The 13896-nt window shown below is 66.2% G+C and carries 12 protein-coding genes and 1 tRNA gene; 8 read left to right on the top strand and 5 right to left on the bottom strand.

Annotated elements, in window-relative coordinates:
• Nucleotides 1-8 precede the first annotated feature (8 nt).
• The 6 genes from OG716_RS29790 to OG716_RS29765 all read left to right on the top strand — a co-directional run bounded on the left by OG716_RS29790 (nucleotide 9) and on the right by OG716_RS29765 (nucleotide 6986).
• Nucleotides 9-557 carry a nuclear transport factor 2 family protein gene (locus tag OG716_RS29790; RefSeq protein WP_355130054.1) on the top strand — a complete coding sequence of 183 codons (549 nt, stop codon included), beginning with the start codon at nucleotides 9-11 and terminating at the stop codon, nucleotides 555-557.
• Nucleotides 551-1807 (top strand): hypothetical protein, encoded by a 1257-nt coding sequence (locus OG716_RS29785; protein WP_405133848.1) that lies wholly within the window; start codon nucleotides 551-553, stop codon nucleotides 1805-1807. The genes OG716_RS29790 and OG716_RS29785 overlap by 7 nt, the downstream gene beginning before the upstream one ends.
• Before the next feature lie 26 nt (nucleotides 1808-1833).
• A complete protein-coding gene (locus OG716_RS29780; RefSeq protein WP_405133847.1) occupies nucleotides 1834-3438 on the top strand; it encodes an acyl-CoA synthetase in 1605 nt (534 codons plus the stop codon).
• Nucleotides 3439-3534: 96 nt separating this feature from the next.
• Nucleotides 3535-4245, top strand: a complete 711-nt coding sequence (locus tag OG716_RS29775; protein ID WP_405133846.1) for an acetoacetate decarboxylase family protein — start codon at nucleotides 3535-3537, stop codon at nucleotides 4243-4245.
• Entirely contained in the window at nucleotides 4242-5012 is a 771-nt protein-coding gene (locus OG716_RS29770; RefSeq protein ID WP_405133845.1) for an SDR family NAD(P)-dependent oxidoreductase, read from the top strand. The genes OG716_RS29775 and OG716_RS29770 overlap by 4 nt, the downstream gene beginning before the upstream one ends.
• Before the next feature lie 192 nt (nucleotides 5013-5204).
• On the top strand, nucleotides 5205-6986 hold the full coding sequence (locus OG716_RS29765) for an ABC transporter ATP-binding protein (protein ID WP_405133844.1): 1782 nt from the start codon (nucleotides 5205-5207) through the stop codon (nucleotides 6984-6986).
• A 49-nt stretch (nucleotides 6987-7035) separates the two neighbouring features.
• Here OG716_RS29765 and OG716_RS29760 read toward each other — a convergent pair whose 3' ends face one another.
• On the bottom strand, nucleotides 7036-7857 hold the full coding sequence (locus OG716_RS29760; RefSeq protein WP_405133843.1) for a crotonase/enoyl-CoA hydratase family protein: 822 nt from the start codon (nucleotides 7855-7857) through the stop codon (nucleotides 7036-7038).
• 126 nt (nucleotides 7858-7983) lie between these two features.
• Here OG716_RS29760 and OG716_RS29755 point away from each other — a divergent pair, with 126 nt between their 5' ends.
• A complete protein-coding gene (locus OG716_RS29755) occupies nucleotides 7984-9588 on the top strand; it encodes a succinic semialdehyde dehydrogenase (RefSeq protein ID WP_405133842.1) in 1605 nt (534 codons plus the stop codon).
• A 293-nt stretch (nucleotides 9589-9881) separates the two neighbouring features.
• On the opposite strand, the gene OG716_RS29750 is transcribed toward OG716_RS29755, so the two are convergent.
• On the bottom strand, nucleotides 9882-10511 hold the full coding sequence (locus OG716_RS29750) for a YbhB/YbcL family Raf kinase inhibitor-like protein (RefSeq protein ID WP_405133841.1): 630 nt from the start codon (nucleotides 10509-10511) through the stop codon (nucleotides 9882-9884).
• A 121-nt stretch (nucleotides 10512-10632) separates the two neighbouring features.
• Between OG716_RS29750 and OG716_RS29745 the strand changes: the two genes are divergently transcribed.
• Nucleotides 10633-11493: a helix-turn-helix transcriptional regulator gene (locus OG716_RS29745; protein WP_405133840.1), complete on the top strand. Its 861-nt coding sequence runs from the start codon at nucleotides 10633-10635 to the stop codon at nucleotides 11491-11493.
• Nucleotides 11494-11556: 63 nt separating this feature from the next.
• On the opposite strand, the gene OG716_RS29740 is transcribed toward OG716_RS29745, so the two are convergent.
• The 3 genes from OG716_RS29740 to OG716_RS29730 all read right to left on the bottom strand — a co-directional run bounded on the left by OG716_RS29740 (nucleotide 11557) and on the right by OG716_RS29730 (nucleotide 13839).
• Nucleotides 11557-11630, bottom strand: a tRNA-Pro gene (locus OG716_RS29740).
• A 96-nt stretch (nucleotides 11631-11726) separates the two neighbouring features.
• The gene (locus OG716_RS29735) at nucleotides 11727-12824 is read right to left on the bottom strand and encodes a hypothetical protein (protein ID WP_405133839.1); all 1098 of its coding nucleotides are present in this window, start codon (nucleotides 12822-12824) and stop codon (nucleotides 11727-11729) included.
• 52 nt (nucleotides 12825-12876) lie between these two features.
• On the bottom strand, nucleotides 12877-13839 hold the full coding sequence (locus OG716_RS29730) for a metallophosphoesterase (protein WP_327143280.1): 963 nt from the start codon (nucleotides 13837-13839) through the stop codon (nucleotides 12877-12879).
• Nucleotides 13840-13896: the final 57 nt, after the last annotated feature.

Raw genomic sequence — 13896 nt, 5'->3', positions numbered from 1 at the left:
GAACGACCATGGCTTGGTCCCGTGACGAACTCGACGACACGATCGCCAAATGGGTGCAGGAGAACCAGCGCTGCGAAGCGCTCGGCGACTGGAAACCCTTGGCGGACTTTTATACCGAAGATGCCACCTACGGCTGGAACTACGGGCCCACCCAGGAGTTCATGGCCGTCGGCCGCGACGAGATCCGTGATATCGCACTCGGACAGGAGATGTTCGGCCTCGAGGGCTGGACCTACCCGTACCAGGAATTCGTGGTGGACGAGCGCAGCGGCAGCGTCATCGGATTCTGGAAACAGATCAATGAGAAGCACCGGGCGGACGGACGGCCATACAGCCCGGAGGGGATCGGCGGCAGCTGGTTCCGCTACGCCGGCAACGGCCAGTGGTCCTGGCAGCGCGACTTCTTCGACTTCGGCAATGTGACAGCGCTTTTCGTGGAGATGATCCAGAACGGAGCGCTCTCGGGCGGCATGCAGAAGCGGATCGAGCGGTCCGTCTCGGGGGAGCCGCTCGCCGGGTGGTATCCGGTCGGAGAGGGTCCGGCGCCACTGTGGTGAACAGCAGATACAGCTCGCTGTCCCGCAGCGAGCTCGCCGTACTGGTGCCGGAGCTGCTGCTGTGCGGGCACCTCATCGACCGATCCGGAATGGCGCATGCCATAGGCGCTTTCGGCCGCGAGGGCATGACCGAGGTGGCCATCGAGGAATGGCGGCTGGCCAGCCCGGTGTACACGCGGCGCATGCAGCGGGCGCTGGGCATCACCGGTGACGGTGTGGACGTCATCTTCAAGGGCTTCCAGCTCGATATCGGCGCGCCACCGCAATTCATGGACTTCCGATACCGGGTCCAGGACCACGACCACGGGGAATTCCACCTCGACCACTGCGGTGCGCTCGCGGATGTGGAACCCATGGGCGAGGCCTATGTGGTCGGCATGTGTCACGACATCGAAGATCCGACCTTCGATGCGACGGCGCTGGCCACCAATCCGTATGCGCAGGTGCGGCCGGTCCATCGGCCGCCGCGGCAGCCGGCGGACCGGAAACCGGTGTGCGCGTGGACGGTAACGATCGATAAGGATCATGAGCCGTTCGTGCCTTCCGCGGATGCGCTGGTGCTGAACGAATCCGCGGCAGCGCGCGTGGAACTGGGCGGTATCGATACGGAAGACGAAGGGCGGGCGGACTATTCGGGACCGCTCCTGAATGATATCCGGTTCGACGACTTCTCCCGTTCGGCGCTCATCCGGATCGCCGATGAGGTGTGCCTGCAACACCATCTGCTCACCCTCGGATTCCGCCGTGCCCTCGCGGCGCGCACCGATGCTGCCCGCGCCCTCGATATCGCGCGCAAGCAGTTCACCGGAATTGCCGGGCTCACCTCCGAGCGGCTGCGCAATGCGCTGAAACTCGGCGATGATCCGGCCTCGCTGGCGAAGGTCCTGCGCCTGCACCCCGCATTGAATCCGGCGGCCTATGTGGCCGCCGAGGTCAGCAGCGAAACCTATGGCGGGGAACGGGTGGTCGAGCTGCGACTCGATCGTGACTGCGGTGCGTGCACCGACGGCGCCTGGCCTGAGCTGCTCGACGCCGATCATCTGGAGCCGCTGAACGCACTGGTGCGCGGGGTGAATCCGCGTTTCCGCGCGGAGGTCCGGGTGGCCGGCGATCGGGCGCTGACCATCGAGATCGGGCTCGCCGCAACACCTTTCCCGGAAGCCTCCGAGGTCGCCATCACCCGCTTCAGCACCGGCGCGGCCTTCGATTTCACCGATCGGGGCGCGTCGCTTCCGCTCATTGTCCTGTAGCCAGCTGTCCCAAGAAAGCGAACGCCATGGTGTGCAATTTCGCCGACCTGTACGAACACTCCGCCGACGCGGTGCCCGACCGGATAGCCGTCATCGAGGGCGACCGCCGGCGCACCTTCCGGGAATTGGATGAGCGCGCCAATCGACTGGCGCATCACCTGGCCGTCGCCGGGGCCGGACCGGGCACTCATATCGGCTTCCATATGCACAACAGCATCGAGACTCTCGAAACACTGCTGGGCTGCTTCAAGATTCGCGCCGTACCCATCAATATCAACTATCGGTATCAGGCCGAGGAACTGCGCTACGTCTACGACAATGCCGACCTGGAAATGGTTGTGCATCACCGTTGTTACGCGCCGCTGATCGAAGAGGTGCGGCCGCAGCTGCCCAAACTGCGGCACACCCTGGTCGTGGAAGACGATCAGGGCGGCGCGGGATTGCCGACACAGTCGCTGTCCTATGAGACGGCGCTCGAAAATGCCACTGCGGAACGCGATTTCGAGACGCGCAGTCCCGACGACCTGTTCATCATGTACACCGGCGGCACCACCGGCCTGCCCAAGGGCGTCATGTGGCGGCAGGAGGACATGTGGCGAGTCCTCGGCGGCGGCATCGATTTCTACAGCGGCGAACCCGTGGCCGACGAGTATCAGCAGTCCCGGCTGGGCGCGGAGAATCCGCCTATGCGCTGGTTCGTCCTGCCGCCGCTCATCCACGCCGCCGCCATGATGCCGACCTTCACCGCACTGTGGTCCGGCAATACGGTGCTGTTCGAACCACGCTTCGATCCGGCCCGCATCTGGCAGGTGGTGGCGCGGGAGCAGCCGAATATCCTGGTCATCACCGGTGATGCGATCGCCCGGCCGCTGGTGGACGCCTATCGGGCCGCGCCGGTCGACGCCTCCTCGCTCTTCTCCATCGGCTCCGGGGCCGCGCAGCTGACACAGCAGGTGAAGAACGAACTGCTGGAACTGTTTCCGAGCACGCTGGTCAGCGAATCCATCGGATCCTCCGAAACCGGTTTCGGCGGTATCGGTTTCGCGCAGAAGGATGATGATCCGGGTCGCGGGCCGCGGGTCAATACCGGTCGTGGCGCGGTCGTCGTGGACGAGACCGGCCATCCGATCGCGCCGGGCGGCGAGGGCTGGCTGGCCAAAACCGGCAATGTGCCGATCGGCTACTACAAGGATCAGGCCAAGACCGACAAGCTGTTTCACACCGTGGACGGCCGGCGCATGGTGGTCACCGACGACCGCGCCCGCGTCGAGGAGGACGGGGCCATCACCCTCATCGGCCGCGGGAACATGGTGATCAATACCGGTGGCGAGAAGGTCTTCCCCGAGGAGGTCGAATCCGTCGTCAAGGCCCACGAATCGGTGTACGACGCCGTGGTGATCGGCATCGCGCACGAGCGCTGGGGGCAGCAGGTGGGTGCGATCGTCTCGGCCAACAGTGCCGTCGACTTCCCGGCACTGGAGCGGCATGTGCGCGCGCACCTCGCCGCCTACAAGCTGCCGCGCCGCATCTGGGTCGTCGATACGGTGTCCCGCACGCCGAGCGGCAAACCGGACTACCGCTGGGCCAAGGGGTACGCCGCGGCCCGCGAAGCCGATCACGAGGTGCGATAACCGGTTATGGAATGGAATGCCACGTCGGACACCGATCAGCAGTATACCTTGGCCGAATCCATGGCGAACATCACAAGAACCTGTTCTAATTTGGACATGGTGGAGGCGCATACGGTACTCGGTGAGCAAGTCCGCATGCCGGTCGAAATCCGCCATGCCGATGCCAGCTCCGCGCTCTTCCTGGTGCATGCCGGCGCGGCGCGCGCACTGCTCGCCCCGGCCGGCCTGGAACCGATCACCGTGCTCGGGCGGGCCGTCCTGTCCCTCGCCTTCGTGCGATACATCGACGGAGACCTGGGGCCGTACCACGAATTCGCCTTCTCGCTCATGGCGAAACAGCCGGGACACAAGGGCAGCACCGGGGCCTACATCCACTGGCTGCCGGTCAATCAGAGCTTCACCTGTGAAGCCGGACAATCGATTTGGGGCTTCCCCAAGCTGATGGCGGATATCGACATCACCCCCGTGCGCGGCGGCCATCGCTGCGAGGTGCGGGTGGACGGACAACTCGTCATCGCGCTGCGGGTGGCCGACGGGCTGCCCATGCCCGGCGGTGCGGGCGGCGCGTCCATCGACGCGTACACCTTCCGCAACGGCATGCTGCGGCGCACACCCTGGCTCATGAATCCGAGCCGGGTGCGCGGGCGGCCCGGCGGTGTCCGCGTCGAACTCGGCGACCACCCCGTCTCCGATCAGCTGCGTGCCCTCGGCCTGCCCAGGGGTGCGCTGTTCGCCAGCCGGATCGGAGCGCTCGCAATGACTTTCGACAATGCCGCGACGGTGTTGCAGACCAGGGGGAACCGATGACACAGACCGCGCTCGTCACCGGCGCCGCGAGCGGTATGGGCAAGATCGTCGCGCAGCGCCTCGCCGCCGCCGGGTGGAAGGTCGCGGCCGTCGATCTCAATCCCGACGGGCTGGCCGAGACCGCGCGGCGGTCGCCCAATATGTCCACCTATACCTGCGATGTCTCCGATCCGGAGCAGGTGCGCGCGGTGGTGGACAAGGTGCGCGGTGAACTCGGCACCATCGACCGGCTGGTGCACGCCGCCGGAATGTGCCATGTGCACGCCTCCGCGCTGGATCATGATGTGGCACAGATCAAGAAGATGATCGACGTCAACTACATCGGCACCGTCAACCTGTGTCAGGCCGTCATCCCGGCCATGAAGCAGGCGGGGACCGGCACCGTCGTGCTGTTCGCGTCCGTGGCGGGCTGGCTGCCCTCACCCGGTATGGCCGGCTACTCGGCCTCCAAATTCGCGGTCATCGGATTCATCGACAGCCTCGCCTACGAACTGCAGGGCAGCGGTGTGCGGCTGCTCGGCCTGTGCCCGCCCATGGTGGAAACCGCCTTCCTGGACAAGGTCCGGGAAGAGAACGCCTCGGTACTCGGCGGAGAAGGCGGTATGAGTCCCGAAGGCGTCATCGACGCACTGGAGAAGGCTCTCGCCAAACCGAAGAACCCGCTGTTCGTCTTCCCCGGGCAGGCCTATCCCACCTACCTCATGCGGCGCTTCCTGCCCGGCGTCATGCGCCGGATAGTCGGCCGCATGGTCAAGCCGACGGATTGAACCGTCGTGCGGATACCGGCTCGTGCTCCGACCGGTATCCGTCCCGGCGCTGGGCAATCGGGGCTCTACGGTTGCCCAGCGCCGACCCCTCCTCCTGCAACTACCTAGCGAATAATCGCTGGCCCGAACTCGTCCCCGCGAGGCACGATAGCTCTTCTGCACTGCTCGAACATCCAATTCGAGAGGGGACGGATGAGCTCGCGCGCGCCCGCGATCAGACTGGTATTGCGCTATTACGGCCGGGAAATGGCCCGGCGAAAGTTATTGACCGCCATCGGCATGCTGGGACCCGCACTAGGCGCCACCTGCCAAAATTATGTCGCACCACTGCTTGTCGCGGTGCTCATCGGCCGCGTCGCCGCGACCGGTGACTCCGGCCTCGCCACGGTGGGACCGTACGTGCTCGGCTTCGCCGCCGCGATCCTCGTGGCGGAGGTGCTGTGGCGCATAGGAATACACTGCCTCAACCGACTCGATGCCTACGGTATCGAGAGCCTGTACATCATCGCCATGGACGAATTGCTGGCCAAGGACGCGGCGTTCTTCCACAACAACTTCGCCGGATCGCTCACCAAGCGGGCGCTGAGCTTCGCCACTCGCTTCGAGCAGTTCGTCGACACCTTCGCCTTCGAGATCTTCGCCGCCGTAGTGCCGCTCGGGTTCGCCTCGGTGGTGCTGTGGCGCTACGACCCGCTGCTGGTCGTGGTGCTCATCGGCCTGCTAGTGCTGACCGGGCTGGTCATCGCGCCGCTGATCGCGCGGCGGCAGGCGCGGGTGGACGAGCGCGAGGCCGCCATCGCGCTGGTGTCCGGTCATGTGGCCGACAGCCTGGCCAATATGCAGGTCGTGCGCGCCTTCGCGGCCGAACGGCAGGAGGCGGCCGAGCATCGGCGGCGGGTCGCCGAACAGCGGCGGAAGTCGTTGCGCTCCTGGGATTATGCGAACCTGCGGATCGACACCGTGGTGACACCGCTGGTGGTGATCGCCAATGTGGCCGGACTGCTGATCGTGCTCGGGCTGCGCGGCGGGCACGCCTCGGTCGCGGCCATCATGGTGGCCTTCACGTACTACTGGAACGCGACGGCGATCATGTTCCGCTTCAACCAGATCTACCGGCGGCTGGAGAGCACGCTCACCGAATCGGCGCAGTTCACCGAACTGCTGCTGAAGCCGGCCACCGTGCTGGATCCGCAGGAACCGGAAGCGTTGCAGCCCAAGGGTTCCGATGTGCGGTTCGATCGGGTGCACTTCACGCACGCGGGCGCCGCACCGCTGTTCACGGGATTGGATCTGCAGGTCCCGAGCGGACACAAGCTGGGCTTGGTCGGCCGCTCCGGCGGCGGCAAGACCACGATCACCCAGCTGCTGCTGCGCCTGATGGATATCAACGACGGCAGCATTCGCATCGGCGGGCAGGATATTTCACGGCTGCGGCAGGCCGATCTGCGCAGTCAGCTCGCGTATGTGCCGCAGGATCCGGCCATGTTCCACCGCAGCCTGCGGGAGAACATCCTGTTCGCGCGGCCCGGCGCCACCGATGCCGATATCCGCCGCGCCGCGGACGCCGCGCACGTCACCGAATTCGCGGACAACCTGCCGCAGGGCATGGAGACGCTGCTCGGTGAACGCGGTGTGAAACTGTCCGGCGGGCAACGACAGCGGGTCGCGCTGGCGCGGGCCATTCTGCGCGACGCACCGATCCTGCTGCTCGACGAGGCCACCAGCGCCCTCGACTCCGAAAGCGAAAAGCTTGTGCAGCAAGCGCTCTGGGAATTGATGGAAGGGCGTACGGCGCTGGTGGTCGCGCACCGATTGAGCACCGTCGCCGGTATGGATCGGCTGGTGGTGCTCGATCGCGGGCGAATCATCGAGGAAGGCACCCACGAGCAACTGCTGCACGCGGAAGGGATGTACGCGCAGCTGTGGCGTCATCAATCGGGTGGCTTCCTCGACGAGGAGATCCTCGCCCGCTGACGACGGTCCGGCGGGTGCAGGGCCGCACCGGACCATCGCAGTGTTGGGGTTACCTGCCCTGGAAGTTGGGCTTACGCTTCTCGGCGAAGGCGCGTGGGCCCTCCTTGGCATCGTCACTGCGGAAGACCGGCAAGCCGACCTTGGCATCGATCTGGAAGGCGTCCAACTCGTGCATACCCTCGGTGTCACGAATGACCTTGAGGATCGCCTGCACGGCCAGCGGGCCGTTGTTGTTGATCAGCTCGGCGATCTCCAGGGCCTTGTCCAGCGCGGCGCCGTCCGGGACCACGTGGCCGATGAGACCGAAGTTCAGCGCCTCGGTGGCGGTGATGTGGCGGCCGGTCAGCAGCAGCTCCGCGGCGATGGTGTACGGGATCTGGCGGGGCAGGCGCACGGCCGAGCCGCCCATCGGGAACAGGCTCCACTTCGCCTCGGAGATACCGAATTTGGCGCTCTCACCGGCAATGCGAATATCGGTGCCCTGCAGGATCTCGGTGCCGCCGGCAATGGCCGGGCCCTCGACCGCGGCGATCAGCGGCTTGCTGAGGCGGTAGCCCTTGAGCAGACCCGGCATGCGGGTCGGATCGAAGGCGCTGCCCTCGGCCATGCCGTCGCTGGGATTGCGCTTGTTCATGGCCTTGAGGTCCGCGCCCGCGCAGAACGAGCCGCCCGCACCGGTGAGGATGCAGGAGCGGATCTCCGGATCGCTGTCCACGCGCTCCCACGCCTCGGTCATGATGGCCAGCATCTCGCCGGTCAGCGCATTCCGGGACTTCGGGCGGTTCATGGTGACGATGAGCGTCGCGCCTCGCTTCTCCACGAGAGCATGAGGCTCGGTATTGCTACTTGTTTCAGCAGTGGCTGTCGTCATCGCCGACCTTTCTTTCCGCAGATTCCGGGACGAAACTACCCCGCGCCGTTGTCATGAACAATAACGTGTTCTAGTTTGAGACATGGTGACCGCCGTCACGGGGCGGCAAGTTATGGAGAGAACGCCATGAGCACAACGAGTACGCAGAGCGGCTCGCGCGCAAAGCTGCCGCCGCGCGTCACGGAATCGCTGGTCAACCGGCTCACCGCCATGGTGACGGCCGGTAAGGCGGGCGAAGCGCGCGAGCCCTACGAAATGATCGAGGTCTACACCGGCGACGCGGTCGGCCTGCTGCCGCAGTCCTCGCCTGAGGACGTCAAGACCGCTGTCGACATCACCCGCGCCGCCCAGGTCGAGTGGGCCCGTCGCCCGCTCAAGCAGCGGCTCGAAGTCTTCGAACGCGCGCACGAGCTCATCCTCTCCGAGATCGAGACCATTGCGGACCTGATTCAGATCGGGTGCGGCAAGGCGCGGCGCATGGCCATCGAAGAGGCCTGCGACACCCCCATGGTCATCGCGCACTACCTCAAGACCGCCGAGAAGACGCTGCGGTCCAAGAAGCGCAGCGGGCCCATGCCGATCATCACCACTTCCACCGAGGAGCACCGGCCCAAGGGTGTTGTCGCGGTCATCGCGCCGTGGAACTTCCCCTTCGCCATCTCGATGTCCGATTCCATGCCGGCGCTCATGGCGGGCAACGGCCTGGTTCTCAAGCCGGACAACAAGACCGCGCTGTGCACGCTGTTCGGTATCGAACTGCTGCACAAGGCCGGCCTGCCGCGCGGGCTGGTGCAGATCGTGTGCGGCGGTGGCCCCGATGTCGGCCCGACGCTCATCGACAATGTCGACTTCGTCATGTTCACCGGGTCCACCAATACCGGGCGCACCATCGGTGAGCAGGCCGGGCGCAATCTCATCGGCTGCTCGCTGGAACTCGGCGGCAAGAACCCGATGATCGTGCTCGACGACGTCAACCTCGACGAATGCATCCCCAGCGCCACCTTCGCCGTCTTCGGCAATACCGGGCAGGCCTGTATGCACATCGAGCGAATCTATGTGCAGGAGAAGGTGTACGACGAGTTCGTGCGCCGATTCGTCACCGCCGCAGAGGAATTGGGCGCCAAGATGGGCGCCACCTACGACTTCGATCCCGAAATGGGTTCGCTCGTCTCCGTCGAGCATATGCAGCGCGTCGCCGCGCACGTCGACGAAGCCCGCGACAAGGGCGCGAACGTGCTGACCGGCGGCAAGCCCCGCCCGGATATCGGCCCGGCGTTCTTCGAGCCGACCGTGCTCACCGGCGTCACCAAGGATATGGCGCACGCCACCATGGAAACCTTCGGACCCGTTGTCGCCGTGTACAAGTTCGGTACCGACGACGAGGCCATCCGCCTCGCCAACGACACCGCCTACGGTCTCAATGCCAGCGTCTGGGCCGGGGACTTCGACCGCGCGGGCCGCATTGCCGCCAAGATCGAATCCGGGGCCATCAATATCAACGACGGATTCGTCACCACCTATGCCGCCAAGGGCACGCCCTCGGGCGGGGTCAAGAGCTCCGGCGTCGGCACCCGGCACGGTGCGGCCGGCATTCTCAAGTACACCGACACCATCAATGTGGGCGTGCAGAAGAAGCAGATCCTCGCCGCTCGTTCGGGCATGCCCTACGAGAAGCAGCTCAAGAGCACGCTCATGACGCTGCGGCTCATGAAGCGCCTGCACCTGGGCTGAAATCCCTTGTAGCGCAGAGACCCCGGGCCAGTTGCAGGCCGGGGTCTCTGCGCTGTCAGCGGCGCAGAGACCACACGAATACTCGGCCGCGGGATGCGATATGAGTTCGATCGGGATCGCCTGACGGTCTCCCAGGCGGGTCCCGCGAGTGATGTGGCCACGCTGCACGGGCCGTCAATGTGGCGCCCGCCGCAGTGCATACCGGCACTGCGGCGGGGCGTCTGTCATGCAGGCCGGGGTGTTCGCGTGCCGGCGACGCCCGGCCTGTGGGAAAGCTGTTGCGGGCGTGCTGATCAGGGGCGCTGGGCGGTCAGGGTCAGGCGGCCGTAAGCGATGATGTGGCTGTTCATGCTGAAGGACGTCACCGTGGGGGAGGTGGTCGCGGGCAGGCCCAGGCTCGGGGTGTCCAGGGCCAGCACGGTGATCTGGTAGTTGTGGGCCTTGTCGCCGCTGGGCGGGCACGGGCCGACGTAGCCGGTCGCGCCCGCGTCATTGGCTCCGGCGACCGCGGGGCTGCCCTCGGTGAAATCGGTTGCGGTGGCGGGGATGTCCCACTCCATCCAGTGCCAGAAGCCGGCGCCGCTCGGGGCATCGGGATCGAACATGGTCACCGCGAAGCTCTTCGCCGTCGCCGGAGCTCCCGACCAGTGCAGCCTCGGTGCGTGATTGGCCGCGGTGCAACCGAATGCGGCGGCGAAGCCGTCGGCCGGGAACGTCCCGCCGGACGGGCCGTCGGGGCTCGTCACGGTGAACTGGGCCGCTGCCGCGGGCACCGCCGAGCGGACCTGGACGTAGTCGGCGGGGTGCGCCGGTGCGGCGGCGGTGGTCGCGGGGGTGGACTGCGTGTCGTTCCCGCAGGCCGCGGCCAGCAGCAGGCCGGCCGTGGCACCGGTGATGGACAGGGTGCGTGCGGTGCGGTTCATGGCGTCCCTCCTCGAACTGTGTTTCAAGAACTGAGACAATCATCTTGAAATATGGGAATACGGGGAAGGCTGCGCGCATCCTGGTATCCGGCGTGCCACCCGATCGGCAAGGATGGACATCGTGGACAAAGCGGACTCCGGAGTCGAGCTCGGCTCCTTCCTGCGTGCGATGCGCGAACGCCTCACCCCCGAAGCGGCCGGGCTGCCCGGTTCCGGAAAGCGCCGCACGCCCGGGCTGCGCCGCCAGGAGGTCGCGGAGCTCGCCGCGGTGAGCATCGACTGGTACATCCGCCTCGAACAGGGCCGGGTCGGCACCCCCGGTGCCGCGGTTCTGGATGCGATCGCGATCGCGCTGCAGCTCTCCGACTCCGAGCGCGCCCATCTGCACCTGATCGCCCGAGGCGCACAACCGCCCTCACGCAGCGCACCCGCACCGCTGAGCCCGACCATGCAGGCCATCCTCGACGGCATGCCGCTGCTGCCCGCCTACGCCATGGACTTCCGCTACGACGTGCTGGCCCGGAATGCCGCGGCCGCAGCACTATTCGGCGAGGACTTCGGCCCCGGCCTCAATACCGCCCGCCTCATCTTCCTCGACCCCGTCACCCTGGCCGGCCAACTCGACTGGCCCCAGGTGGCCCGGGAAACCGTCGGCAATCTGCGCCGCACCCTGGCCCGCCACCCCGACGACACCGGCCTGCGCACCCTCATCGACGAACTGCGCACCGCCAGCCCGGAATTCGCCGCCTGGTGGAACGACCACGACGTCCACGACCGCCGGCACGGCCGCAAACGCATCAGCCACCCCCGGCACGGCGTCCTCACCGTCCACTACGACACCTTCATCTCCCCCGACGGCTCCGACCACTGCCTCTTCGTCCTCACCCCCGCCGACCCCACCACCGAAACCGCCCTCGCCACCCTCATCACCGACCGCGCCCAGCGCCTCGGCACCCGCAGCCTCCGCCCCACCGCAAGCTGACCCGAACAGCAGAAAGGCCCCCGGCCAATGGCCGGGGGCCTTTCATGTGTCTCAACCAACACGTCGGGGTGACAGGATTTGAACCTGCGACCTCTTCGTCCCGAACGAAGCGCGCTACCAAGCTGCGCCACACCCCGTGAGGCGAACGTGGAGTAGCTTAACTTATTGGTGCGGGGGATACTAAATCTGCTGGTCAGGTGGTATAAAACGGGCGGAAATCGGGGGCGTGGGGGCTACATCGGGCGGATGCTGGCGAGGATCTTCTTGGCGAAGGTGGCGTCTACGGAGTTGGCTACGCCGGTGTCGGCGGCGATGGTGAAGACGAAGGCGCCGTCATTGCCGCCGGGGAAGGCGAAGGTGTAAACGGAGTAGGTCGAGGCGCAGCCGGCGGCGGGGGCGGGGGCGGAACCCTTTGTCTCCATGTAGATGCCCTGCAGTTGACCGTCGGTACTGGTGAACGATTCGGAGGGGCCGGGGGTTGCGCCGGTGGAGGTGGACCAGCCGATGCGGCCCATGCGGGTGCCGATGTCGGCGGCCGCCTTGGCGGGATCGGTTTCCGTCGACTGGCTCAGAAATACGTTGGTGCGCACGTAGTTCGGGCAGTATTCGAGGCCGTCCTGGGCCAGACCCGCGATGGGGACCGAATCGTTGCCACTCGAGAAGGTGGTCTGGCCGCTGGTATCGACCTTCCAGGTTGTCGGAATGTCGTATGCCGCACCGTTATCCGGAATCGCCACCACCTGATAGCCGGGAATGACCGGAGCCGGAGTGGTGCCGCTACCGGAGGTAGTCTTCGGTGCGGACGACGGTTTACTGCCCGATGGGGCGGCGGAATTGCTCGGGGTGAGCGCACTGATCAGCGACGGCGTCGTGGTCGACTTCGCCGACGGCTCGCTCGAATTGTGGTTCACCAGAACAACTGTGATGACAGCGCCGATGATCACCACGAGCAGCAGGCCGATGCCCGCGATCAGCCGGCCTTTGCGGCCACCGCCACCGGGTGGGGGAGGCCCGTACCCCGGCTGCGGTCCGTACGGCGGTGGCGGCGACGTCTGATATGGCGTGGGCCCCGACTGATACGGCGACTGCTGATAGGGCTGACTCTGGTACGGCTGATTCTGATAGGGCTGACTCGGGTGGGGCTGACCCGGATAAGGCTGTGCCTGATACGGATCGGGCCCGGGCTGCGGGCTGTACGGCCCACCCGTATAGGGCGTCGTAGGCTGCGGATTCGACTGCCACGGCGAATCCGGTTCGGGCGCACCCTGCCACCAGTTCGGATCCGGACCCCGTGTTGTCGGATCCTCGTTCGGTTCGTTACCACTGGTCACGGTTGTCCCCTGACTGACGACTACATACCGCGACGTATATCGCGGCAAGCGCCTAACGCGCGACAGCCTCCGACGCGGTACGCCCGCGACCCGACTTCGTGACCGGCTTCTTCGGCGGCGCACCGACAAGGGTCACCAGCGTCGCCTCCGGGCGGCAGCAGAACCGGTACGGCGCCCACGGCGAGGTGCCCAGGCCGGCCGAAACATGAAGCTGCGTATGCGAACCCCACTGCGACGGACCCTTCACCCGCGACCGGTCGATACCGCAATTGGTCACCAGCGCACCGAAACCCGGCACACACAGCTGACCGCCGTGCGTATGACCGGCCATGACCAGGTCGTAGCCGTCCGCGGCGAAACGATCCAGCACCCGCGGCTCCGGTGAATGCGTCAGCCCGATGCTCAAGTCCGCCAACGGATTCGGCGCACCTGCCACGGTGTCGTAGCGATCGCGCTTCAGATGCGGATCATCTACGCCCGCGGTAGAGATCTTGACCCCGGAGACCTCGATATCGCGGCGCACATGCGTCAGATCCAGCCAGCCGCGCTCGGTGAACGCCGCCCGCATGTCCTGCCACGGCAGCGGGTCGCCGAAAACGCGCTTGTGATCCTTCTTGAAGTACTTCAGCGGATTCTTCGGCACCGGCGCGAAATAGTCGTTCGAGCCGAACACGAAAATGCCCGGACGCGCCAGCAGCCCGCCCAGCGCCTGCACCACCGCGGGCACCGACTTCAGATGCGAGAGATTGTCGCCGGTATTGACCACCAGATCCGGCTCCAGCCGATCCAGCTCCCGCAGCCAGGCCTGTTTCAACTGCTGGCCGGGCATCATGTGCAGGTCGGAGATGTGCAATACCCGCAGCGACGGCTTGCCCGGCTCCAGCACCGGTAGCGTCGCCTCACGCAGCGTGAAGGCATTGCGCTCGATCAGCGTGGCGTATCCGACTCCGGCGACCGCGGCCCCTGCGGCTCCCAGTGCGGTACGGCGAAGGGTGGCGGTCGAGATAACGGGCATTTGCCCAGAATAGGCGACCCACGGAAAATGCGTACAGGCTCGCAGGTGATGAACGGT

The organism is Nocardia sp. NBC_01388, assembly GCF_045040085.1.
Classification (GTDB): Bacteria; Actinomycetota; Actinomycetes; order Mycobacteriales; family Mycobacteriaceae; genus Nocardia.
The sequence above is the reverse complement of the archived record's forward strand: the minus strand, read 5'-3'. Positions and strand labels throughout refer to the sequence as shown.